Origin of the sequence: Pontibacter sp. HSC-36F09, assembly GCF_024171605.1 — a bacterium.
Lineage (GTDB): Bacteria > Bacteroidota > Bacteroidia > Cytophagales > Hymenobacteraceae > Pontibacter.
In genome coordinates this window covers 76,862-100,164 of the sequence record NZ_JALKAA010000003.1, presented here as the reverse complement: position 1 = coordinate 100,164, position 23,303 = coordinate 76,862, and the positions used below count along the sequence as shown (strand labels likewise).

General features: G+C 50.1%; 23 protein-coding genes, 1 other RNA gene and 1 pseudogene. 9 read left to right on the top strand and 16 right to left on the bottom strand.

Annotated elements, in window-relative coordinates; all coding sequences use genetic code 11:
• Window positions 1-113: 113 nt before the first annotated feature.
• From L1278_RS10305 to ffs, 4 genes are all read right to left on the bottom strand, one after another.
• Window positions 114-827 (bottom strand): cell division ATP-binding protein FtsE, encoded by a 714-nt coding sequence (locus L1278_RS10305; protein WP_253403568.1) that lies wholly within the window; start codon window positions 825-827, stop codon window positions 114-116.
• Between the two features lie 7 nt (window positions 828-834).
• The gene (locus L1278_RS10300; RefSeq protein ID WP_253403566.1) at window positions 835-1,038 is read right to left on the bottom strand and encodes a fructose-6-phosphate aldolase; all 204 of its coding nucleotides are present in this window, start codon (window positions 1,036-1,038) and stop codon (window positions 835-837) included.
• A 134-nt stretch (window positions 1,039-1,172) separates the two neighbouring features.
• Window positions 1,173-1,829 carry a fructose-6-phosphate aldolase gene (fsa, locus tag L1278_RS10295; RefSeq protein WP_007654513.1) on the bottom strand — a complete coding sequence of 219 codons (657 nt, stop codon included), beginning with the start codon at window positions 1,827-1,829 and terminating at the stop codon, window positions 1,173-1,175.
• A 208-nt stretch (window positions 1,830-2,037) separates the two neighbouring features.
• Window positions 2,038-2,135: signal recognition particle sRNA small type (ffs, locus tag L1278_RS10290), an RNA gene on the bottom strand.
• Between the two features lie 506 nt (window positions 2,136-2,641).
• Here ffs and L1278_RS10285 point away from each other — a divergent pair.
• The 6 genes from L1278_RS10285 (at window position 2,642) to L1278_RS10260 (ending at window position 9,070) form a co-directional block, all read left to right on the top strand.
• Complete coding sequence (locus L1278_RS10285; RefSeq protein ID WP_253403564.1) at window positions 2,642-2,851, top strand: hypothetical protein; 210 nt, start codon at window positions 2,642-2,644, stop codon at window positions 2,849-2,851.
• Between the two features lie 18 nt (window positions 2,852-2,869).
• Window positions 2,870-4,399 (top strand): glutamine-hydrolyzing GMP synthase, encoded by a 1,530-nt coding sequence (gene guaA, locus L1278_RS10280; protein WP_253403563.1) that lies wholly within the window; start codon window positions 2,870-2,872, stop codon window positions 4,397-4,399.
• Window positions 4,400-4,595: 196 nt separating this feature from the next.
• Window positions 4,596-6,299, top strand: coding sequence for an ABC transporter substrate-binding protein (locus L1278_RS10275; protein ID WP_253403561.1), 1,704 nt, complete (start codon window positions 4,596-4,598; stop codon window positions 6,297-6,299).
• Window positions 6,300-6,373: 74 nt separating this feature from the next.
• Window positions 6,374-7,672 (top strand): glutamate-1-semialdehyde 2,1-aminomutase, encoded by a 1,299-nt coding sequence (hemL, locus tag L1278_RS10270; protein WP_253403559.1) that lies wholly within the window; start codon window positions 6,374-6,376, stop codon window positions 7,670-7,672.
• A 198-nt stretch (window positions 7,673-7,870) separates the two neighbouring features.
• On the top strand, window positions 7,871-8,407 hold the full coding sequence (dcd, locus tag L1278_RS10265; RefSeq protein ID WP_253403557.1) for a dCTP deaminase: 537 nt from the start codon (window positions 7,871-7,873) through the stop codon (window positions 8,405-8,407).
• A gap of 216 nt (window positions 8,408-8,623) precedes the next feature.
• A complete protein-coding gene (locus L1278_RS10260; RefSeq protein ID WP_253403555.1) occupies window positions 8,624-9,070 on the top strand; it encodes a hypothetical protein in 447 nt (148 codons plus the stop codon).
• Between the two features lie 63 nt (window positions 9,071-9,133).
• Here L1278_RS10260 and gldC read toward each other — a convergent pair whose 3' ends face one another.
• On the bottom strand, window positions 9,134-9,475 hold the full coding sequence (gene gldC / locus L1278_RS10255; RefSeq protein WP_188502702.1) for a gliding motility protein GldC: 342 nt from the start codon (window positions 9,473-9,475) through the stop codon (window positions 9,134-9,136).
• A gap of 78 nt (window positions 9,476-9,553) precedes the next feature.
• Between gldC and L1278_RS10250 the strand changes: the two genes are divergently transcribed.
• On the top strand, window positions 9,554-10,594 hold the full coding sequence (locus tag L1278_RS10250) for an endonuclease/exonuclease/phosphatase family protein (protein WP_253403553.1): 1,041 nt from the start codon (window positions 9,554-9,556) through the stop codon (window positions 10,592-10,594).
• Between the two features lie 97 nt (window positions 10,595-10,691).
• Here the strand turns inward: L1278_RS10250 and dnaN are convergent, their stop codons facing one another.
• The 7 genes from dnaN to L1278_RS10215 all read right to left on the bottom strand — a co-directional run bounded on the left by dnaN (window position 10,692) and on the right by L1278_RS10215 (window position 17,640).
• Complete coding sequence (dnaN, locus tag L1278_RS10245) at window positions 10,692-11,816, bottom strand: DNA polymerase III subunit beta (protein ID WP_253403551.1); 1,125 nt, start codon at window positions 11,814-11,816, stop codon at window positions 10,692-10,694.
• Window positions 11,817-11,922: 106 nt separating this feature from the next.
• On the bottom strand, window positions 11,923-13,623 hold the full coding sequence (gene gldG / locus L1278_RS10240) for a gliding motility-associated ABC transporter substrate-binding protein GldG (protein ID WP_253403549.1): 1,701 nt from the start codon (window positions 13,621-13,623) through the stop codon (window positions 11,923-11,925).
• Window positions 13,617-14,345: a gliding motility-associated ABC transporter permease subunit GldF gene (gldF, locus tag L1278_RS10235; protein ID WP_253403546.1), complete on the bottom strand. Its 729-nt coding sequence runs from the start codon at window positions 14,343-14,345 to the stop codon at window positions 13,617-13,619. The genes gldG and gldF overlap by 7 nt, the downstream gene beginning before the upstream one ends.
• 9 nt (window positions 14,346-14,354) lie before the next feature.
• Window positions 14,355-15,266, bottom strand: coding sequence for a gliding motility-associated ABC transporter ATP-binding subunit GldA (gene gldA, locus L1278_RS10230; RefSeq protein ID WP_253403544.1), 912 nt, complete (start codon window positions 15,264-15,266; stop codon window positions 14,355-14,357).
• 114 nt (window positions 15,267-15,380) lie between these two features.
• Window positions 15,381-16,085, bottom strand: coding sequence for an SDR family oxidoreductase (locus L1278_RS10225; RefSeq protein ID WP_253403542.1), 705 nt, complete (start codon window positions 16,083-16,085; stop codon window positions 15,381-15,383).
• Between the two features lie 66 nt (window positions 16,086-16,151).
• Window positions 16,152-16,724 carry a hypothetical protein gene (locus L1278_RS10220; protein WP_253403534.1) on the bottom strand — a complete coding sequence of 191 codons (573 nt, stop codon included), beginning with the start codon at window positions 16,722-16,724 and terminating at the stop codon, window positions 16,152-16,154.
• Between the two features lie 208 nt (window positions 16,725-16,932).
• The gene (locus L1278_RS10215; RefSeq protein ID WP_253403532.1) at window positions 16,933-17,640 is read right to left on the bottom strand and encodes an SDR family oxidoreductase; all 708 of its coding nucleotides are present in this window, start codon (window positions 17,638-17,640) and stop codon (window positions 16,933-16,935) included.
• A 116-nt stretch (window positions 17,641-17,756) separates the two neighbouring features.
• Between L1278_RS10215 and L1278_RS10210 the strand changes: the two genes are divergently transcribed.
• Both L1278_RS10210 and L1278_RS10205 read left to right on the top strand, forming a co-directional pair.
• Entirely contained in the window at window positions 17,757-18,488 is a 732-nt protein-coding gene (locus L1278_RS10210) for an ABC transporter permease (protein WP_253403528.1), read from the top strand.
• A gap of 42 nt (window positions 18,489-18,530) precedes the next feature.
• Window positions 18,531-19,274 (top strand): annotated as a pseudogene (locus L1278_RS10205) (ABC transporter ATP-binding protein); the annotation flags it as partial.
• 263 nt (window positions 19,275-19,537) lie between these two features.
• Here the strand turns inward: L1278_RS10205 and L1278_RS10200 are convergent.
• The 4 genes from L1278_RS10200 to L1278_RS10185 all read right to left on the bottom strand — a co-directional run bounded on the left by L1278_RS10200 (window position 19,538) and on the right by L1278_RS10185 (window position 23,283).
• Complete coding sequence (locus tag L1278_RS10200; protein WP_253403526.1) at window positions 19,538-20,839, bottom strand: NupC/NupG family nucleoside CNT transporter; 1,302 nt, start codon at window positions 20,837-20,839, stop codon at window positions 19,538-19,540.
• Between the two features lie 102 nt (window positions 20,840-20,941).
• Window positions 20,942-21,541 (bottom strand): bifunctional nuclease domain-containing protein, encoded by a 600-nt coding sequence (locus L1278_RS10195; protein ID WP_253403524.1) that lies wholly within the window; start codon window positions 21,539-21,541, stop codon window positions 20,942-20,944.
• Between the two features lie 19 nt (window positions 21,542-21,560).
• Entirely contained in the window at window positions 21,561-22,541 is a 981-nt protein-coding gene (locus tag L1278_RS10190; protein ID WP_253403522.1) for an electron transfer flavoprotein subunit alpha/FixB family protein, read from the bottom strand.
• Between the two features lies 1 nt (window position 22,542).
• Window positions 22,543-23,283, bottom strand: coding sequence for an electron transfer flavoprotein subunit beta/FixA family protein (locus tag L1278_RS10185; RefSeq protein WP_253403521.1), 741 nt, complete (start codon window positions 23,281-23,283; stop codon window positions 22,543-22,545).
• Between the last annotated feature and the right edge of the window lie 20 nt (window positions 23,284-23,303).

Sequence of the window (23,303 nt, the reverse complement as noted above, 5' to 3'; positions counted from 1 at the left end):
CTAACAAGTTCAATTAGAGATGAGCTTTGCTGATCGTTTTTCCCGAAGCTCATTGCCAAATCACCTTTCAAAATTCCTTTGTCACAAGGTCTTTTGTCAAACAGTCAATAAACCTAGTAGCCTGTGGTCAGATTGAAGGTCTCTACCTTGGAATCGAGTACTTTTCCGTTTTCACACTTAAGAACGCGGTGCGGGTAGCGGTTGATAATCTCGTAGTTGTGCGTAGCCATCAGGACGGCCGTGCCACTGTTGTTGATCTCGTTGAAGAGCTGCATGATGCCGTCTGCCACGATCGGGTCGAGGTTACCGGTTGGTTCGTCAGCCAGTAAAATAACTGGCTCATTGAGAAGCGCGCGGGCCACCACAATGCGTTGCTGCTCACCACCGGACAATTGGTGCGGCAGTTTATTGGCAGCGGCATCCAGTCCAACGCGCATCAACACTTCCGTAATGCGCTGCTTACGCTTCGACTTGTCTTTCCAGCCTGTGGCTTTCAGTACAAAGGCCAGATTTTCAGCTATTGTGCGGTCAAAAAGCAGCTGAAAGTCCTGAAATACGATGCCGATTTTACGCCGCAGAAAAGGCACTTGTTTACGTGGGAGCTTACTCAGTTTAAAATCAGCGATGTTGCCTACGCCCGTCTGAAGCGGCAGATCGCCGTAAAGGGTTTTGAGCAATGAACTTTTCCCGCTGCCAGTGCGCCCCACCAGGTATACAAACTCGCCTTTGTCAATGTCAAAATTGACACTGCTCAACACGGTGTTCACGTCCTGATAAATAGCCACGTCGCGCAGCGACACCACAGGGGTAGAGGAAGAAAAGCTCATAAGAAAATTAAATGTCTAGTTGCTGCAGTTTACCAAATTCGAGGGATTCAATCAGCGCAGCCAGCGCCTCCTCTTTTCCATCCAAACCATAGCGGTCGAGGTTCTTAAGCGGACGGTCTGCCCTAAAATAAGCAATCAGCACGAAGTTATCGTCGCGCAGCTGAATGTAATCCGGAATTTTGGCCTTGCCCTTTACTTTGATGATGTACATCTTGTATAAATGAAGCGTGACTAATGATTTAAACTATAGGATATAGAATGGATAATGATTAATGAAGTATAATGTTTTAGGCCTATACCTTTTTCATTACACCTCATTAACCATTACTCATTAGTCATTCAATATTACTTGTTGCCTTTGGCGTGGTCAGCCAGGAATTTCTGCAAACCAATATCAGTCAGCGGGTGGTTCAGAAGACCTGTGATCACAGAAAGCGGGCAGGTTACCACATCGGCACCCAGCTCAGCGCACTGCACCAGGTGCATTACGTGACGTACCGAAGCAGCCAGTACTTGCGTCTGGTAGCCGTAGTTGCCATAAATGTGTACGATCTGCTCGATCAGCTGCAAACCATCTGTTGACACGTCATCCAGACGACCAACGAAAGGAGACACATAAGTAGCACCCGCCTTAGCCGCCAAGATAGCCTGACCAGCAGAGAATACCAGAGTACAGTTTGTTTTGATGCCACGCTCGCTGAAGTGACGGATCGCCTTCACACCTTCGCGCGTCATTGGCACTTTCACCACGATGTTCGGGTGCAGTTCGGCCAGCAGTTCGCCTTCGCGTACCATGCCGTCGAAGTCGGTAGCAATTACTTCGGCGCTGATGTCGCCATCCACGATCTCGCAAATCTGCTTGTAGTGCGCCATCACATTGTCGTGTCCGAAGATGCCTTCTTTGGCCATCAGCGATGGGTTGGTGGTAACACCGTCGAGCACACCGAGGTCGTGCGCTTCCTGAATTTCCTGCAGGTTTGCAGTATCAACAAAGAATTTCATAATGCTGAGGATGTAGATTTTCCTACAAATCTAACGCAATATGCCCTAAGTCAAAAGACATTGTATAAAAGATGCAGGACAATTAAGGTATAAGACCTCTGCGGCGGGTTAACCTACTGTCTGGCAGAGTTTAGGTATAGGAAAGAGGGCATTAGGACTTAAAACAAAAAGACCGGCAGGGAGCCGGTCAGAAAAGTATGGGCAAAAAAAAGTGGCAAACCAACATCGCGCCGCATCAACCATCTACCCTTGCTGCCTTCCGGCCCTGGGGGAGTTCGACGGGAGCTGGCCGTGCCGATTTGCCGTTACAAAAGTACGGAAATTATCTTGAAGCGCAAATTTATTCTTGAGAATCATCTATCAGGATTACCAGTAGGAGCCGATCATGCTATTACTCAGCCGGTTTAAATTTTTGATCGCCTATACCTATACCTATACCTATACCTAGTCAATGCACCTTTCACTCTCTTTTCCTGTGAGTCACCTCCCCCGCCCCTCCTAAAAACAGGAGGGGAGCCTTTAATTGCCAGTTTACAGGTATAGTAGCTTCAGCAGTTCTCTTGCAGAACCGTGTCCAACCACCCCTGCCCCTCCTTGTCCAAGGAGGGGAGCTTCCGCTACCTGCTAACTCAAAGGTTTAAGTTTCATTGTTTCTGTAGCAGACCACTGGCAGGTATAGTAAGAGTTACTTGCATGTCTTCTACAAAGCAGAAAGCAGTGCCAAGTGCACCAACGACGATTTTTTGTTTGAGCGGTCAGCGAGTTCAAAATCGTCTTGACTTTTTTGCTTACTTTTTTCATCAAGGAAAAAAGTGAGTGCCCGCCGCACAGGCGAAAAAGTGCCCCGCTGGCTAAGCGAAACTACGAAGCAAGGCAAGGTGCTATACCTGGGCCGGAGGCCCCACTATACCAGTCACGAGCGTGGACGCTCGCGCCATACCCTGCGCCTCATTTCAACACAAAACCAATCTTCGACACTCCTCACAAAACATATCTCCCCTATTTTTGGCAAAAAAGCCTAATACACCTTACCTTTGCGCATGCCAGAAAAAATACTGATTCTCGACTTCGGCTCCCAATACACCCAGTTGATCGCAAGACGGGTGCGCGAGCTAAATGTATATTGTGAGATTTACCCTTACAATAATGTTCCGGAACTCACCGAAGATGTTAAAGGCGTTATCCTGTCGGGTAGCCCCTGCTCGGTACGTGACCACGAACACCCTACCATCGATCTGAGCCAGTTTATGGGCAAACTGCCCCTGCTTGGAGTGTGCTACGGCGCACAACTGATCGCTTTCGAGCAACAGGGCGAAGTTACCCCATCCACCATCCGCGAATACGGCCGTGCCAGACTTACAGAACTGCACACCGCCAACCGCCTCATGAAAGAACTCACTCCGGGTTCAGTCGTGTGGATGTCGCATGGTGATACCATCAAAGAAATTCCAGATAATTTTGAAGTAATAGCCAGTACAGAAACTGTACGCGTGGCCGCCTATAAACTGCGTGACCAGGAAACATACGGTATTCAGTTCCACCCGGAAGTAACCCACTCTGACGAAGGCAAAACTTTGCTCCGCAACTTTGTGGTGCATATCTGCGGTTGCCAGCAGGACTGGACCTCTGAGCAGTTTGTAGACTCCACTGTAGCAGATCTAAAGCAGCAACTGGGCAATGATAAAGTAGTACTTGGCCTGTCAGGTGGTGTGGATTCGAGTGTGGCCGCTATGCTGATTCACGAGGCGATCGGCAAGAACCTGTACTGTATTTTTGTAGACAACGGCTTGTTGCGCAAAGACGAATTTGAGTCGGTATTGGACTCTTATAAGCACATGGGTCTGAATGTGAAAGGCGTGGATGCTAAGGACAGATTTTATACGGCACTGGCCGGCATCTCTGATCCGGAAGGCAAGCGCAAAGCCATTGGCCGCGTGTTCATCGAGGTATTTGATGACGAGGCGCACAAGATTGAGGACGTGAAATGGCTGGCACAGGGCACGATCTACCCGGATGTAATCGAATCGATGAGCGTGAAAGGTCCTTCGGCTACTATTAAATCGCACCACAACGTAGGCGGTCTGCCTGACTTCATGAAACTGAAAGTGGTGGAGCCACTCAAGGCGCTCTTTAAAGACGAGGTGCGTTTGGTAGGCAAAACCCTGAAGATCGACGATAATATTCTGGGCCGCCATCCTTTCCCTGGTCCGGGCCTTGCTATCCGTATACTAGGCGATCTCACGCCAGAAAAAGTAAACGTGTTGCAGCAGGTGGATCATATCTTCATCAGCAACCTGAAAAAGTCGGGCTTGTATGACGAGGTATGGCAGGCTGGCGCTATCCTGACACCGGTGCAATCGGTAGGTGTGATGGGCGACGAACGTACCTACGAGAATGTAGTAGCGCTACGAGCTGTGACATCTATAGACGGGATGACAGCAGACTGGTGCCGTTTACCGTATGAGTTCCTGGCCGATGTTTCCAACGAGATCATCAACAAAGTAAAAGGTGTGAATCGCGTTGTGTACGACATCAGCTCAAAACCACCGGCAACCATCGAGTGGGAGTAAATTAATGGAGTGATTTGGTGATTGAGTGAGTTCGTGAATGGTTAAATTTTTAAATGGCTGAATTGTTGATTAAACATTAATGAAACGGCTATTGAGAAGCGTATAGGTTCGGCCTTTTATTTAATCGAATCAATCACACACCAAATCAAAAATCACTCATTCACTAACTCACTCATTCACTAAATCAAAGTAAAACATGAAAGGAAGCTTATTGAAGCATGCAGCGGGTGTGCTGCTTTTGGCTGTGCTTGCACTGCCGGCACAGGCTCAGCAGGATTATAGCACGACCTATAGCAATGGCAAGGTTCTGATAGATCAGGAGCATTACGACAAGGCTATGGCCGAGCTTTTGCCTGTCACGCAGGCCGGATCTAAGAATCAGTACGCTCCCGAAGCTTCCTACCTCTATGCCGTAGCGGCACTCAAAGCAAATAAACTGCCGGAAGCCCGTCGCATGTTGCAGCAGCTTCAGGGTCAGCATCCGAACTGGCCCAACCAGCCCGAAGCAAGCTACCTGCTCGGCAATGTACTTTTTGAGCAAGGTGAATACGAACAGGCGCTGGCCGAGTTGAACAGCATACGGTCTGCGAAGCTGCAAGCCGATGCCGAAAAGTTGAAGCGTCACTACCTGATGCGGATCACCGACCGCGGCGCTTTTGAGCAGTTAATGCAGCGCTATCCCGACGACAAAGCCGTGGCCCAGACTTATGCTGACAAGCTGATAGCAGGCTGGTACCGTCCTGAGGATAAATCCACTTTGGAGAGCATTGTATCGAAGCACCGCCTGGATCGCAACCGGTACCTGAGCGCCAATGCTATGCGCAAGCTGGCATATAATGTTGCCGCCCTGATGCCATTTCAGCTGGACCAGGACCTGGGACAGGCAGCACGTAAAAACCAGTTCGCCACTGATCTCTATGCCGGTATGAAGATAGCCCAGGATTCGCTCAAGCGCCAGGGTATCAACATTAACCTCTATGCTTACGATGCTGGTACAGACACAACAGCCGTAAAGCGCCTTCTGGAAACTCCGGAGCTGAAAGGTATGGATCTGGTTATTGGCCCCGTTTACAGGTCATCGGCCAAAATTGCCGGTCGTTTTGCTGCCCAGAACAATGTGAATGTGGTCAATCCGCTTTCGCAGGATCTGGAAGTAGCTGGTGAGAATCCGAACATTTTCTTGTTTGAGTCTTCTGTAGCAACGCAGGCGCAACAGGCTGCCACTTACGCTTTTAATACCTTTGAGCCAAAAACGGCTGTTATCCTGTACGAGGACAACAAAGATGACATCGCTTTTAGCCAGCACTACCGCGAGCAATTCCTGAAGCTAGGAGGCAAAATTGCAACTTATAAAAAAATAAACTCCGCACAGAGCGCTGCCACCGCCGCTGTTTTCAAAGATCTGAAACTGGAAGGTATAGGCCATCTGGCTGTCTTCTCGGACAAGATGACGGCCGCTGCCAACACGGTCAGCACCCTGCAGTCGAGAGCTGCCACACTCCCACTTGTTACTTTTGAAAACTGGTTGGGTATAGGGCAACTGACACTGCGCCAGTTGGATGACCTGGAAATCTATTTTGTAAACCCGAAATACATTGACCAAATGAGTCCGGCGGTGCGTCACTTCCGCAAAAGGTATGCAGCCAGGTATAACATGCCGCCCTCCCCGTATGCTTACGCTGGCTTTGAGATGATGTATTACTTCGGAACATTACTTCAAAACTACGGAACGCGCTTCAACCTGGCTTTGGGGTCAGAGGGAATAAAGCCGGGTGTTTTCTACCAAGGTATAGGGTATACTAATCGTGCAGCCCTCAACGAAGTGCGCCGCGACAACCAGTACATTCCGATCACCAAGCTGGAGAACCTGCAGCTTACTGTCGTTAATCCGATTTTTTAAGGCTTTCGGCAGCACAAATTAAGGTATAGCAGCCTGATCAAATTATTTCTTTCACTATCTAAGAACTCAGCATTATGAAAATAGCACCAATCAGCGAAGAACTTTTCCAGCGTGCACAGCACTCCATACCGGGAGGAGTAAACTCTCCTGTTCGTGCCTTCAGGGCCGTGGGTGGCAATCCGCGCTTTATGGTTTCGGCCAAAGGGCCTTACATGTATGACGAGGACGGCAACCGTTACATGGAGCTCATCAACTCCTGGGGGCCTATGATCTTGGGTCATGCTGCTGAAATAGTGCAGGAAGCTGTGCAGCAGGCTATACCTCAATCGCTATCTTTTGGGGCCCCTACCCGCAAAGAAATCGAGATTGCGGAGTTGATCGTGGACATGGTACCGTCGATTGAGAAGGTGCGCATGGTAAACTCCGGTACAGAAGCTACTATGTCGGCGGTGCGTGTGGCCCGAGGCTATACCGGTCGTAATAAAATGATCAAGTTCGAGGGTTGCTACCACGGCCACGGGGATTCTTTCCTGATTGCTGCAGGTAGCGGCGCCATCACCCTTGGCGTGCCGGACAGTCCGGGCGTTACGCAAGGCGTTGCTGCCGATACGCTCACCGCTCCTTTCAACGATCTGGAGGCAGTTAAGACCTTAGTGGAAGCCAACAAAAATCAGGTAGCGGCCATTATCCTGGAGCCAGTAGCCGGCAACATGGGCCTGGTGCTGCCAGCACCGGGTTTCCTGCAAGGTCTGCGCGACCTTTGCACCAAAGAAGGCATTGTGCTGATATTTGATGAAGTGATGACAGGTTTCCGTCTGGCACCGGGTGGCGCGCAGCAGTTGTTCGGTGTTACGCCGGATATGACCACACTCGGTAAGATCATCGGAGGCGGTATGCCAGTGGGTGCTTATGGCGGTAAGAAAGAGATCATGAACTTTGTAGCGCCAGCCGGACCAGTATACCAGGCAGGTACGCTATCGGGCAACCCGATTGCGATGTCGGCAGGTATGGCCATGCTCCAGTACCTGCAGGCTCATCCGGAGGTATACACGAACCTGGAGCAGACTACAAACAAAATGGTAAACGGGATGAAGCAGAACATGCAGGAACTTGGTAAGAACTTCACCATTAACCACGTGGGCTCTATGTTCAGCATTTTCTTCACAGAGCAACCTGTCACGGACTTCGAAAGCGCCAAAGCCTCTGATACTGCCATGTTTGGTCGTTACTTCAACGGCATGCTGCAGCGCGGCATATACCTGGCACCTTCGCAGTATGAGTCACTCTTCGTGTCTACAGCTATAACAGACGAACTGGTAGAAGAGTATATCAAAGTCAACCGCGAAGCACTACAGGAAGCTTTACAGCAATAAGCTATACCTTAATAATAAGACAAAAGAAGACGGCAGTTCAGAAATGGGCTACCGTCTTTTTTCTTGCTATACCTATCATACCTACAAACAAGGTATAGCTTCACCCCTAGACTCAAGCAACAATTTAACAATACAGCAATTCAGTAATCCAACAATCAACCATTTTGCTTACTTTTACGGTCATAACATTGCACCCTCATGATTCTTACAGATAAGCAGATTTTAGCAGAGATCGAGAAAGGCACTATTCTGATTGAGCCATTCAAACGCTCCGGCCTTGGCACAAACTCCTACGACGTACACCTGGGCCGCTACCTGGCCACTTACCGCGATGAAGTGCTGGACGCCCGTCTACATAACCAGATCGATGTGTTTGAGATTCCGGAGGAGGGATTTGTGCTGCAGCCCAATACGCTATACCTGGGTGTAACGCTGGAGTATACCGAAACACACGCGCACGTGCCTTTCCTGGAAGGCAAGTCTAGTGTAGGTCGTTTAGGTATAGACATCCATGCCACCGCTGGCAAAGGTGATGTAGGCTTCTGCAATACCTGGACACTGGAGATCTCCGTAACTCAGCAGGTGCGCGTATACCATGGCATGCCGATTGGACAGCTGATTTACTTTGAAGTTAAAGGAGGCATCGAGAACTACTACAACAGCAAGGCAAACGCCAAATACAACAACCGCACGACTAAACCCGTTGAATCCATGATGTGGCGGAACGAATGGTAAAATCCAAAATAAAATCAAAAAAAGAGGTCAAATGGTTAGCTATTTGACCTCTTTGGCATTATTTCTGTACTATACAGCTTGTATTCTACACTGAGGGATTAGGCAAAAAAAATTTTAAATACCGGAATCATTTACAAACAACCCGCGTTTTAAAACTACGCTGCCTCAGAAAAAGAATCTGGAAAAGCATTGAAAACACCAAACACACTAAAGATTATGAAAAAGCTACTGGTAACAACATTGATGGTATTCGGAACTGTATTCGGCGCATTTGCTACAGGCAATAATATAACTGTTGTTGCTGAGAAGCGTGCCAATCACCTTTCTGAGCAGATGATTCGTGAACTTCGTCTGAATAACTACCAGGCAAATAAGGTTAGAGAGATCAACATGGATGTAGCTGCCCAAATCACTGAGATTGAGCAGAAGCACGAGGGCAACGAGCAGTTAATTGCAGAGCAGTGCAAAAAAGTGCTGGCCGTACGTGATCTGGAGTTCGAAGATATCCTGAGCACCGTGCAGTACAACGATTACTTTGGTGACCGCAAAATGTACTCTAAAGTTGACAGCGAGTTCGTTTCAAGCCTGGACAAGCAAGGTTCTGAAAACATGGCTACTAACGAGAAAGCCGATAAGAACGCGATTGCTTCTAACGTTAACTAGACCGATCCAAACTTTTCAAAAGCATAAAAGCCACCTCTTAGGGTGGCTTTCTTTATTTATAGACTAGTTATTTTCCTTTTTGCGCTCCGTTTCCACATGGTTCATCAGGTCCTCGCAAAGGGCACGCATCTTGTCGGCCATTACCTTGTCGCTGGTAGCAGTGGCGATACTCTGTGCCATGGCACCGATCGTATCGATGTAGAAATACTTCATTTCGTCGATCGGCATGTCTTTTGTCCAAAGGTCAATTTTCATCGTACCTGCTTCGTCGCGATCCCACAGGGAAATATTGATAGCCTTGGCAAAATGGATCTTTTCCCCTGCGTCAGTGGCTCTCCAGCTAATAGCCTCCGGTACACGCTGCTCGTCAAGCGCAATGCTAAAGTATATCTCAGATTTCTTCATTTTCTTTTCTTTTTAAACTTTGTGCTATATATATCTCGTACTATGCTTGAATATTAAAACCAAGTACAAAGTTACGCGATGCGCTACGGAATAAAAACCTTCTTCATTCTTTTTAGCCTGACCATCCTCTCAGGATGCGCCAGCTTAACCTCATCTATCAAAAAACCGAAACTCTATACTGTTGCTTTTTATAATACAGAGAAGCTATACGATACTCAAAATGACCCCAAAACCGATGATGACGGCTTCACACCGGATGGGGTTATGCAGTGGGATCAGGACAGGTATAAGACCAAAATACGCCATATTGCACAAGTGATTGAAACTATTGGAGGTAAGGGCGGCCCCGACATCATCGGACTTTCTGAGGTGGAAAACCGCCAGGTGCTGGATGACCTTGTGAAGTCTTCCCCACTTCGCAAGCGCCGCTACAACATCATCCATTTCGACTCGCCTGACCCGGAGGGACTTGATGTGGCCATGCTTTACAACCCAAGGGTATTTAAGCCTACTTCGCAGACCAACCTGCCCATCAGGTTTTCAGAGAGGGGATTCGCTTCGCGTGGCATCCTGCAGGTGAGAGGCACCCTGTCTGGAGAGCCTGTTACGCTATATGTGAACCACTGGCCGGAAGACCGCGGCAGCTCTGCTCTGGGAGCAGCCCGCAGGCGTGATGCGGCGGCTGAACTCCGACGCCAATTGGACTTGCAGCAGAAAGCAGATAAAAACGCCAAAATCATCGTGCTGGGGGACTTTGCAGACGAACCTAATGCTGTGAGTGTAGAGAAGGTATTAAGGGCTACTGGGCGCCCTAATCCGGCTTATCAAAACGAGTTGTTTAACACGTTCTATCTGTGGTTTGTACAGGGGAACGGCAGTTACCACACCCGCAACGACAACAAGATGCGCGACCAGATCATGGTCACTAAGCCAATGATGAATACGCAAACCGGCTTGCATTATGTACACGGCTCGGCCCAGATCCATGACCCTGAGTTTGCAAAATTCACGTTTGGCAGGTATAAGGATACGCCTCGCCAGACCTGGTCCCATACCTTATACCTGGGTGGCTATAGCGATCACTTCCCGGTGTATATCAAACTGCAGCAAGCAAAATAGTGCTTAGGCGATAAGTCAGCATAAAAGTATTACCCCCTAAAAACAGGAAAGGCGAACCAAAACGGTCCGCCTTTCTGCATTAGGAGAAATTATCTTCTTATACGTAATTGTTCAGCATTACAGGCATCACCAGCATCAGAACATTTTCATTATCTTCATTTGCAAGCGGCATGAGCAGTCCGGCACGGTTCGGTGTAGACAGTTCAAAGGAGATTTCATCCGCGTCGATGTTGTTGAGCATTTCGATCAAAAACTTCGCGTTGAAGCCGATTTCCATGTCCTCACCGTCATACTGGCAAGTCAGGCGCTCGTTTGCCTCGTTAGAGAAGTCCAGGTCTTCGGCAGACACCTGCAGCTCAGAACCTGACAGTTTCAGACGAATCTGGTGCGTGGTTTTATTGGAGTAGATGGAGATACGACGTACAGAGCTCAGCAAAGCGGCACGGTCAATCACCAGTTTGTTCGGGTTTTGTACCGGAATAACGTTCTCGTAGTCTGGGTAGCGCTCGTCTATCAGTCGGCAGATCATCCGGATGTTATCGAAGCTAAAGAAAGCGTTTGACTGATTGAACTCCATACGCACAGCAGTGGCCTCAGAAGGCAGCGTAGACTTCAACAGCGTGAAAGCTTTGCGTGGAATGATCAGAGAAGCTTCTTGGGCCGTAGCAATGTCCGTACGACGGAAACGCAGCAGGCGGTGACCATCTGTTGCGACAAAAGTCACGTTATCAGTGCGCAGCTGCACATAGATACCCGTCATGGCTGGACGAAGCTCGTCGTTGCTTACTGCAAAAATAGTCTTGTTGATGGCACGACCCAGCACGTTAGACGGAATCTCGATGGCGCTGCCACCCTTCACCACAGGTATACGCGGGAAGTCGGTTGCATTTTCGCCGGAGAGCTTGTAACGTCCGTTTGCCGAGCTGATCTCAATGGTATAGGTCTCTTCGTCGATCGTGAAAGTTACCGGCTGGTCTGGCAGGTTCTTCAGCGTCTCGATTAGAATTTTGGCAGGGGCAGCAATGCGGCCGCTTTCCTTCGCCTCTACCTGCAGTTCGGTGATCATGGAAGTCTCCAGGTCACTGGCTGTGATGGTGAGAGTGCTGTCGTTGATTTCGAACAGGAAATTTTCGAGGATAGGAACCACCGGGTTGTTGGTCACTACGCCGTTTATGCTGGCTAACTGCTTCAAAAGAGCAGAAGAAGAGACGATAAATTTCATTATGTATAGCTATAATGTTATTTGGACAAAGTTAAAAAATTTTCGCATTTATACTACCTGAAACGGGCCGGCATTTCACAATTTCTTTACATACAGGGCAAAAAAATTAGAAGCGCTCGTAGCGTCGCTTGCGCAGGTAGTAACGCACCACCCCAAACAGGCCCAGCAGCACAATCGGGGCTACCAGGTTGAGTAGTTGCCAGTAGGTGCGCTCCTCCTTCACCCGCACCCTGTCCAACGGACGTAGCTGGATTTCTTTGCTGCGTACATTGATCAAACCTTCTGAATCCAGCAGGTAGTGAATCGTGTTCATGGCAAGCTCGCGATTGGCAAATGTCACGTTGTTATACCTGTCAAAGCCCAGTTCATAAGCCTGTCCGGTACGTGGATTTACCTCATTGCGCACCAGGTCACCATCCGAGAAAACTGCTATTTTGGTCGGTACTCCTGTCTCTTTCACTTGCGGGTTCGCGGCTCCCTCCGGTGCTCTTCTGTTACGGAAGAGCGAAGTAAAAGCACCTTCCAGCAGATAACCTACTGGCTGCGGGCCGGCCTGGTACTGCTCCGGCTTCACCTCCATACGGGCTTCTTCGAGTGTGAGCGGCACAGGCGGCTGCAAAACACGAGAGTAAACCGAGGTATAGACCAGCGGAGTTTTGCGTATCCCATCAGACCGCACCGTATCCATCGTTCCGATGAATTTGGAGTATACTGCATCAATGTTACGCGTAATCGGGTGTTTGCTGAAAGTGTTGAGCAAGGGGTAAAAGCGCCAGTTGATCATCTCCGTCTGTGGCCGCTCACCCATATACCCCGTCACGATAGGAATAAAACCAGAGTTCAGGTCCATGATCATGGTCGGGTTTAGGCGCACGCCGTAGCGGAAAAGCAGATCATCCAGGTTCAGGTTGTAAGGCATCGCAAACATGCCGCCTGCTCCTATGCTGTCCATGTTTGCGTTGAGGGCATCCACGAAGAAAACGGCCTTGCCCCCGTTCATGATAAACTGGTCGATCTTATACTTGTCGGCTTCGGTGAAAGCTTCGGTTGGCTTGGCAATGATGATCAAATCCAGCCCCTCCAGAGAAGGTATATCGCGCAATTCGCCGCGGGCTACCCGGTAAAACTCCTGCAAAGAGCCGAGCAGGTCCGTCACATTCTGCGTTTCCAGTTGCCCCTGTCCGCTGATATAGCCGATAGTTTTGTTGCCCTGGAAAGCCATTTTGCGGATCGCCGTGGCCAGTTCATACTCCACTCCTTCTACCGATTGGTTCAGCCGCTCGTCAGGGGAAGCAGCCAGGTTACCTTTCAGCAGCATCACGCCGGTTTCCTTGCCTTTGTACATAATACGTGCACCCGGAAACACGAGACGCTCCACTTGCTTTCCGCCTTCACTGGCTCGCAGGTTCGTTGGCTGGATACCTGAAGCTGCCAGTTTCTGGAAAAATTCTGTCCGCTGCTGCTCGTCTGTTATCTCATTCGGATCGATGAATTCGTAGCGCACGTTACCACCCGAGTAGATGCGGAATTCGTCCAGTGTCTCCCGCACCGACTGCTGCAGTCGCTTGAAGCCTGCAGGGAATTCGCCTTCCAGGTATACCTCTACAAACACCGGTTCAGGAAGCTCCGACAACATCTGCTTGGTAACAGGCGAAATGGTATAGCGCTTGTCCTCGGTCAGGTCGAGGCGGAAGAAAAAGTTGGCTGCCAGTACGTTGAGTAGTATAATGGCCGCCAGTGCGATAAGAAAGCGGGTCAGGTCGCGGCTGCGCTTGCTTTTAGGTATCGTTGCCTGCTCTGTTACCATTTTCTGCTGCTTAGGACAAGTTTGGTGGAAAGAATCATAATCGCGATCACACTCAGAAAATACAGCACGTCACGCGAGTCGATCAACCCTTTGCTGATGGCCGAATAATGATATTCTATACCTAACTGGCTGATGAAGTAGCCGTTTCCGCCCCATACAGGTATAGAAGCGATCAGCTCGAAGCCAGCGTAAAAGATATAGCACAGGAAAATGGCGATCAGGAACGAGATGATCTGGTTATCGGAAACGGAAGAGGCAAAAACCCCGATGGCTGCAAACACGCCCGCCAGAAATACCAGCCCCAGGTATGAGCCTACTACAGCAGCAGAGTCCACGTTACCCTGCGGATTGCCGAGTTCGTACACGGTATAGTAGTAGAACAGGGTAGGTATAAGGGCGAAGAGTGCCAGCAGGAGCGCGGCAAAGTATTTGCCCAGGATTAGTTGCAGATCTGAGATCGGCTTGGTGAGCAGTAGTTCGATGGTGCCCTCACGTTTCTCTTCGGCAAAGGTGCGCATGGTGATGGCTGGAATCAGGAACAGAAACAGCCAGGGGGCCATGTTAAACAGCGTCTGCATGTCGGCAAAGCCGTAGTCGAGCACGTTGCTCTCGGGGAAGACCCACATGAACATGCCGATGGCCACCAAAAACACCGTAATCACGATATAGGCGATCAGGGTATTCAGGAAGCCGTTAAATTCTTTCTTAAGTATAGCGAGCATGGATGATACCTACTTCGTCAGTTGTTGGAATATCTTTTCGAGTGAGTTTTCTTCGTGGCGCAGGCCTACCAATGGCCAGTGACGCTCGGCAGCCACCCGAAAAATGGTAGCGCGGATATCAGTATCCTTGCGGGACACTACCCGGTAGGTTGCGCCCTCTGTAAGCGTAGCCGTCAGTACACCCGGCACCTGCTCCAGGACTTCGATAGGTATAGGCTGCTCAAACTCCACCAGAGTTGTCTTCTCGTTGCGGGCACCGGCCTGCAGACTGGCCACATCGCTGTCGGCTACCAGTTTGCCGCGGTTGATGATCACGACGCGGTCGCAGATGGCGGTTACCTCCTGCATGATGTGGGTCGAGAAGATCACGGTTTTGTCCTGCCCTATGCGTTTGATCAGCGCCCGAATCTCCACGATCTGGTTGGGGTCGAGGCCGGTGGTGGGCTCATCGAGAATCAGTACTTGCGGGTCGTGCACCAGCGCCTGCGCCAGTCCCACCCGCTGCCGGTAACCTTTGGAAAGCGCTCCGATCTTCTTGCCCTGCTCCAGCGTGAGTCCGCATAGTTCTACCATTTCCTGCACCCGTTCCTTTGCCTGGCGCCCTTTCAGGCCATAAACAGAAGCCACAAATTGCAGGTACTCGTGCACATACATGTCCAGGTATAGCGGGTTGTGTTCCGGCAGGTAGCCTACGCTGCGACGCACAGCAATGGAGTCCTGCACGACATCGTAGCCATTCACGAGCACCGTGCCGGTGGTAGGCGGCAGGTAGCAGGTCGCAATCTTCATGGTAGTGGACTTGCCGGCACCATTCGGCCCCAGGAAGCCCAGAATCTGACCTTGCCCAACGGAGAAGGAAATATCGTCGACGGCCCGCTGCGACCCGAATATTTTGGTAAGGTTCTTTACTTCAACTGACATCTGCTACGAATGAACAATGACGAATGAATAACGGATAGTTATCAGTCATTCGTCATTGTTAATTATTCATTAAATAAAGGCTTGCAAAGCTACAAAAGCTGTTCCAAATATCTGCTATACCTGCTTTCTCCCCTTCGGCATCAACGGACGCACCTCAATGTCGACGTGGTGGTAATTGACTTGAGATTCCAGGCAATGCAGAATGGTGGAGGCGATGTCCTCGGGGCGCATCATATTATCGTTCACGGTCACGCTATCGATGTTGTCGAAAAAGTTGGTTTGCACCGACCCTGGGTAGATGCAGGTGACTTTCACGCCATAATCGCGCACCTCTTTGTAGAGTGAGTGCGAGATGCCACGGACTGCATGCTTGGTGGCGCAGTAAGCCGACATTTGCTCTATACCTGTGGTGCCCGCAATGGACGAGATATTGATGATGTGCCCCTCTCCCATTTCCTTCATACCCGGCACCACAAGTCGGGTGCAGTAGAACAGGCCGTGCACGTTGGTGTCGAACATCAGGTGCCACTCATCCAGATCCTGGTCTTCGAGCATGGCGGAGCGGCCCAGCCCTGCATTGTTGACCAGCACACTCACCTGACCACCAAAATACTCAACAGTTTGCTTATAGGCCATCTGCACTGAGTCGGCACTGCGCACGTCGCATTCTACAAACTCAAAATTCTCGTGCTGCACTTCCGGCGCTGTTCTTCCCCAGCCCGCCACTTTCGCGCCCTCTTCCAGCAGTGCGTTAACAGTTGCCAACCCTATACCTCTGCTTACGCCGGTTACCACGGCTATCTTATTTTCCAGTTTCATTTAGTTTGTGCTAAAAAGTAATAATATGCTCAAGTTTTGTGCACGCGTATACCTACGTACCAGACTTTACAACCTATAGAGCAACCCGAGGCGCATCGCCCGTATGTATACCTTGCTATTGCCACCATCCATATTTGCCTGGTAGTTGGTAAGGCCATGTGCATAGCTAAGTGATAGTCCTACATGCTTTCCCCAAGCTGTCATACCCAAACGTGGGCGCAGATCAATGCCGGGCTTACTGCGCTCCCGGTTAGTCTCGTATTTCGATCCGTCATACAGTGTTACCTCGCCTTTCTCCTGCAGCTTTTGGTTAAAACCAATATCTGTTCCCAGTGTCAGGTCCAGGTAGAGGTTGTTCGCCCTGAGACGCTTACCCATATAAGGCTGCAGGTTTAAAAAGTTAGCCTTAAGCACCGTTTTACCTTCTCCGCTATAGGCATTTACTGAGGAGGGTTCTGCACGGAAGACACTTAGTATTTCTACATTACTGCGTAACTGCTCAGCTGTTACCTGCGCTCCAATTATGAAGGATTTTTCGGTAATAAGCTGGGTCTGCACGCCTACTCCATAGGTCAGGCTATACCTGCTGCCGTAGGGGGTGTTGGTATAGTGCCCCTCATGGCCAGTATCACTTAGCATAATGGCAGAGACCTTAGCGGCAGATTCTCCTCCAAATCTGGATAAGCCAGAATTTAGCTGAGCACTGTATTCCATTTTCTGGCCATAAACGTGCGAGGCGCTACAAAGCCCAAGTACTAACAGGTATAACTTTCTCATACAGTTATAATTTTGTTTCTAACAAAATGCCAACTTGCTATACCTTCCCAACTCTTAAAGTCCTAAAACTTTAAATATCCCCCAGTTGCGGACGGATCAGGATCTCCTCCACCACACTGTTTGGCGACATGGTATAGGCACCGTAAATGGCCATGGCCACATCGTCGGCCCGCATGAAGCGCTCCGGCGGCAGGTCCACGCCTTCCCAGCTGGCAGTCAGAGTAGCGCCTGGCAGAATAGCTGTTACGCGTACGCCATGCTCCTTCATTTCCTCACGCAGCACTTTCGTCATACCCAGCAAAGCATACTTGGAAATACAGTAAGAACCTCCATTGGTATAAGGCGTGATGCTGGCCGTGGAGCACATGTTGAAGATATGCCCGCTCCGGCGCTTTTTCATGTCCAGCACAAAGGCTTTGGTGATGTAGTAGGCACTATAAAGATTGGTGTTGATCATCATCGGGAGCGCCGCATCGTCCTCTTCGTGCACCTTGCCAGGTATGAACAGGCCGCTGTTGTTGACAATCACCTCTATCCTCACTTTGAGGCCTTTCACATAAGCAATGAAGTTTTTCAGCGAGCCCATATCGCTTAGGTCGGCTTCCTGGTAAAAAACCTTGGAGAAGGTATAGCGCTCCTCAATTTCCAGTTTCAGCTTTTTCAGGTCTTTCTCGTTTCGGGAACACGTGATGATGTGGAAACCTGCTTTCGCGAATTGCTCGATCACGGCCCGGCCGATGCCCTTTGTGCCACCTGTCACCAAAATATACTGCTGCATGTGCTCTATATAGATATAAGATAATACGTTTTAGAAATTTAACCGTAATATAGGCATTTAAACAGTATTTTTGTTTAGAAACACGTTTAATACCTTGTTTAACACGTATCGCCTGTATGCTACAATCCTTTGGGAAATACCTGCTGTTCATGCAAAGCCTCTTCACCCGAAAAGAATCCGCTAAGATTCTGTTCGGTCGCACTTTAGACGAGGCTATTCTGATCGGCATCAACTCTATCTTAATCGTTGCCATTGTTTCCACCTTCATTGGCGCAGTTACCTGCGTGCAGGTAGCCTATAACTTAGATAATGCTTTCATTCCCCGCTCTACCATCGGTTTTATGGTGCGCGAAATGACCATTCTGGAACTGGCCCCTACCATCACCTCTATCGTGCTGGCGGGCAAAGTGGGCTCCAGTATTGCGGGCGGACTGGGTACAATGCAGATTACCGAGCAGGTGGATGCGCTGGAAGTAATGGGCATCAACTCGGCCTCATACCTGGTGCTGCCGAAGGTGGTGGCCGCCATCCTGGTTTTTCCGATGCTGGTGATCCTGGCCATGTTCTTATCGATTCTGGGTGGCTACCTGGCCGGAACGCTTTCCGGTGAGCTGACGCCACAGGAGTACATCACAGGTATACGCGACCAGTTCATACCTTACAACATTACATTTGCCCTGATCAAATCGGTAGTGTTTGCATTTCTGATCTCCACTATCTCATCTTTCCGCGGGTACAATACCTCCGGCGGAGCACTGGAGGTGGGGGCAGCCAGTACCGCAGCCGTGACCAATAGCGTGATCGCCATCCTGATCGGTGACTTCGTGCTCGCTTACATACTGCTCTAGGCAGTCGGCTGAGAAAGCCCCTTTACCCTATTTTGAATTCTTATGATTGAAATACACAACATACATAAAGCTTTTGGCGACAAGAAAGTGCTGGATGGCGTAAGCGGCGTCTTCGAGACCGGCAAAACCAACCTGTTGCTTGGCGCCAGCGGTACCGGCAAGAGTGTGCTGCTTAAGTGCATCGTCGGTCTCATCAAGCCCGATCTGGGCAGCGTAACCTTCGACGGCACATACTTCACTAACAACAAGCTCGATATCCGACAAGAGATCCGCCGCAAGATCGGAATGCTCTTCCAGGGCTCAGCCCTCTTTGACTCCATGACGGTTGAAGAAAATGTGGGGTTTCCGCTCAGAATGCTCACTGAGATGAGCAAAGAGGAACGGAGGGAACGCGTGGACTTCTGTTTGAGACGCGTTGGGTTGGAGGGTGCCAACAAAAAAATGCCTTCGGAGATCAGTGGTGGTATGAAGAAGCGCGTAGGTATAGCCCGCGCCATCGCCCCAAACTGCACCTACCTGTTTTGCGACGAACCTAACTCCGGCCTTGACCCGCAAACCGCCCTTAAGATTGACGAGCTGATCAAAGAGATTACAGAAGAGTACAACATTACCACCATCATCGTGACGCACGACATGAACTCGGTGATTGAGATCGGTGACAAGATCATGTTCCTATATGAAGGCAAAAAGCTTTGGGAAGGCACACGCGACGAGATCATGGATACCGACATCAAGGAACTCAATGACTTTATCTTCGCCAACCGCCTGATGCGCGACGCCAAAAAGGTGGAAGAAGAAGAGCGCGAGGAAGAACGCGAAGAAGAGGAACGCAGGCACGAGGCGGAGAACCATACCCCTGCCCCATCTCAAGAAACTGTGCAAACGCAGAATGAGCCGCAACTTAAGAATCCGGAGGGTCCTGCCGCTACGACCCAGACTGACAACCATCAGGTATAGGTATAAGCGAAGGTATGGCTATACCTGTAAAATATAAAAAAGGCTCCCGCTATACCTGAGCGAGAGCCTTTTTTGTGGGTACTCGAGTAAGCCTAAAGGCTGTACAACATACCTGCCACCGTAGCAGACATCATACAGGCCACAGACGCTCCTAACAGTGATAGAAGTCCCAATCTGGAAATATTGGCCTGTTGGTTTGGTGCCATGCCGCCTATACCTCCCACCTGAATGGCGATGGAGCTGAAGTTAGAGAAACCACACAGCGCATAGGTGGCCATCACTATAGACTTGGTAGAAAGGGTGCCCGCCTCTTTCATGTTGGCAAGGTCCAAATAGGCCACAAACTCGTTTACAGCCGTCTTCTGCCCCAACAGACTCCCCACTTGCAGGGTGTCTTCCCACGCAACGCCCATAATGAAGGCGAAAATCCGGAAAATTTGCCCGAGTATGTATTGGAACGAGAACCCGCTGAAGCTTCCGTTTGTGCTGGCCACAACAAAGTCATTTAACCCTGTCACGCCTCCCAGCTTAAGCAGTACATAGTTGAGCAAGGCTATAACCGCGATAAAGGCAAGCAGCATACCACCCACGTTGGCAGCCAGTCGAAGACCATCGGCAGCGCCCTTAGAAACGGCATCAATGATGTTTACGCCCAGTTGTTCTTCATTTACTTCAAGGCGCGTATTTATCTGCTCCTTATCGGTTTCAGGAACAAGCATTTTGGACATTACGATAGCAGCCGGGGCATTCATGATGGAGGCCGTGAGCAGGTGAGCGGCGAATATGGCTTGTTGCGCAGGGTCGTCGCCGCCCAGAAAGGACACATAAGCCGCCAGTACACCACCAGCCAGCGTCGCCATACCTCCTGTCATCAGGCACATCAGCTCAGAGCGCGTCATACGACTGATGAACGGGCGCACCAATAGCGGTGCTTCCGTCTGCCCCATAAAAATATTGCCGGCAGCAGAGAGGCTCTCCGCCCCAGACAGTCGCATGCCCTTTGACATGATCCAGGCAATACCAAATACAATCTTTTGAAGCACGCCCAGATAATAGAGTCCCGAGGATACCGCTGAGAAGAAAATAATGGTCGGCAAAACGTTGAAGGCGAAGATGAAGCCCAGACCAGCGTTCTGAGAAGGGTCAGCCAGGTTACCGAACAGGAACCTGGCGCCATCGTTTGAAAAACTTAAAAGCTTGACGAAGGCCTTGCTTACAAAAGCAAACGCATCTGCTACCAGTGGCACCTGTGTCACCAGCACTCCGAAAAGGATTTGCAGGAACACACCGTAGGCTACAAGCTTCCAGTCAATTGATTTTCTACTTCTGGAAAACAAAAAGCCGATGGATAACAGGACCAGTAGTCCTATCCCACCTCGAAAAATATCAAACATACAGGCTGAAAAAATTTGGCCAAAAGTAAGGCGAATATCTTTTAAAACAAAAAGTCCCACCCCGATTAGGAGCAGGACTTTTAAAGTATAGCGTATGTTATGCTAGTTTCGCTTGTTCAACTCGTCGCGGATTTTGGCGGCACGCTCGTAGTCCTCTTTTTCAAGAGCCTCGTTTAGCATTTTGTTCAAGTCATCCACTGAGGTCTGGTTGAGCGGCTCCTTCGTACTTGAAGACGCTGAAGAAGTGCTTTTCACAGCCATTTCTTCGTTCTCGTCCTCCTCCTCTTCCAGGTCACTCAGAATAATGCCAGCTTCCGACAGCACACTTTCCACGGTATAGATAGGCACCCCAAAACGCAGGCCGATGGCAATGGCATCGGACGGGCGCGCATCCAGTTCAAATTCCTTCTCGCCGTCGGTGCACATGATCTTGGAATAGAACACGCCTTCCTTCAGGTCAGAGATCAGGATCTCAGTGATGTTCACGCTCATCTGCTCGGCAAAGGTCTTGAACAGATCATGCGTGAGCGGACGGTTTGGGTTTATTTTTTCTATCTGTATGGCAATGGACTGCGCCTCGAACATACCGATGATGATCGGCAGCCTGCGGTTTCCATCACGCTCGCCCAGTACCAGTGCAAACGATCCCGTCTGCGATTGGCTGGAGGAGAGCCCGAGTATCTCTAGCTGTATTTTTTTCACAATTAAGCTCTTCTTAAGTCTATTTGTCTAAAGCTTTAGCAGCTTCTATCAATTTAGGAAGCACTTCAAGCGCATCGCCAACTATGCCATAATCAGCGGCTTTGAAGAACGGCGCTTCCGGATCCTTATTAATAACGACAATCACTTTAGAAGAGTTAACCCCTGCCAGGTGCTGAATGGCACCAGAGATGCCAGCTGCGATGTACAGGTTAGGGCTTACGGTGATACCCGTCTGGCCTACGTGCTCATGGTGAGGGCGCCAGCCGATGTCAGACACAGGCTTGGAACAGGCGGTTGCCGCGCCCAGTTCTTTGGCAAGTTCCTCGATCAGGTGCCAGTTCTCAGGTCCCTTCATACCGCGGCCACCAGACACCACGATCTCGGCCTCCTGCAGCAGCACGCCACCAGAAGTATCCTGCATCACGGTCTCCTTCGGAGCAGCTGCAAACTCAGCGTCAGTCAAGTCAGCGGAAAGCTTCTCTACCGTAGCCGTGTTGCCAGCGTTGCTGGTAATGTCGGTGCTGTTTTTCTTTACGGCGATGATCTTCACATCGGAGGTCAGGTTCACGTCAGCAAAGGCTTTGCCGGAAAACACACCGCGTGTCACGATGAAGTTGCCACCGTCCATCTTCGGCAACTCGGTTACGTTGGTAGCCAGTGAACCGTTCAGGCGCACGGCCAGTTTGGAACCTACCGCAGCACCGATGTTAGAGTTGGAGAATACCAATACTTTGGCGTTTTCCTGCTGAGCCGCTTTGGCGATCACTTTCACATAAGCGTCAGCCACGAACTGCTTCAGACGGTCATCGGCATCGTACAATACTTTACTGATGCCCTGCTCTCCCAATCGGGCCAGTGCGTCTTCGTTTACGTCGCCGATGGCTACGGCTGTTGCGGAGGTGCCCATGGCCTGCGCCACCTGGCCGCCATAGGTCGCTGCCTCCAGGGAGGATTTTTTGATCTCTCCGTTCAGACCTTCTACAAATACTAATACAGACATATTACAGTACTTTAGCTTCGTTTCTCAATAGTTTAATCACTTCGCCGGCGTTTTCTGCGTCAATCATTTTCACGCCGCTCTTTTTCTCAGGCTTGCTGTAGTTCACGTACTCCGACTTGGCCTCAGCGCCTGCGGGCTCCACCACTTTCAATGGCTTGGTACGGGCCGTCATGATACCGCGCATGTTCGGGATGCGGGGCTCGCACATCGGTTGCTGGGCGCTGGCTACGAATGGCAGCTTCACTTCCACCACTTCCTTGCCACCCTCGATCTCGCGCTCCAGGCGGGCTGTGCTGTCGTCTACCATATCCAGTTTAAAGGCTGGCGTTACCGATGGTATACCCATCATTTCACCTACCATGTTGTGAACCTGGAAGCCGTTGTAGTCGATGGACTCCTTGCCCATCAGTATCATATCGTAACCGCCTTCTTTGGCGATGGCAGTGATCTGCTGCGCCACGAAGTAAGCGTCTTTCGGGTGTGCGTTCACGCGGATCGCGTCGTCGGCGCCAATGGCCAGTGCCTTGCGGATGTTCGGCTCAGCGTCGGCTTCGCCCACGTTCAGCACGGTTACACTACCGCCTTTGGCCTCTTTCAGCTCAATGGCGCGGGTTAGTGCGTATTCATCCCAAGGGTTGATGACGAACTGCACCCCGTTTTTGTCGAACTCTTTGTTATCTCCAGTAAAGTTGATTTTGGATGTGGTATCCGGAACGTTACTGATGCAAACTAATATTTTCATGATTAGAAATGTTAGCTTAT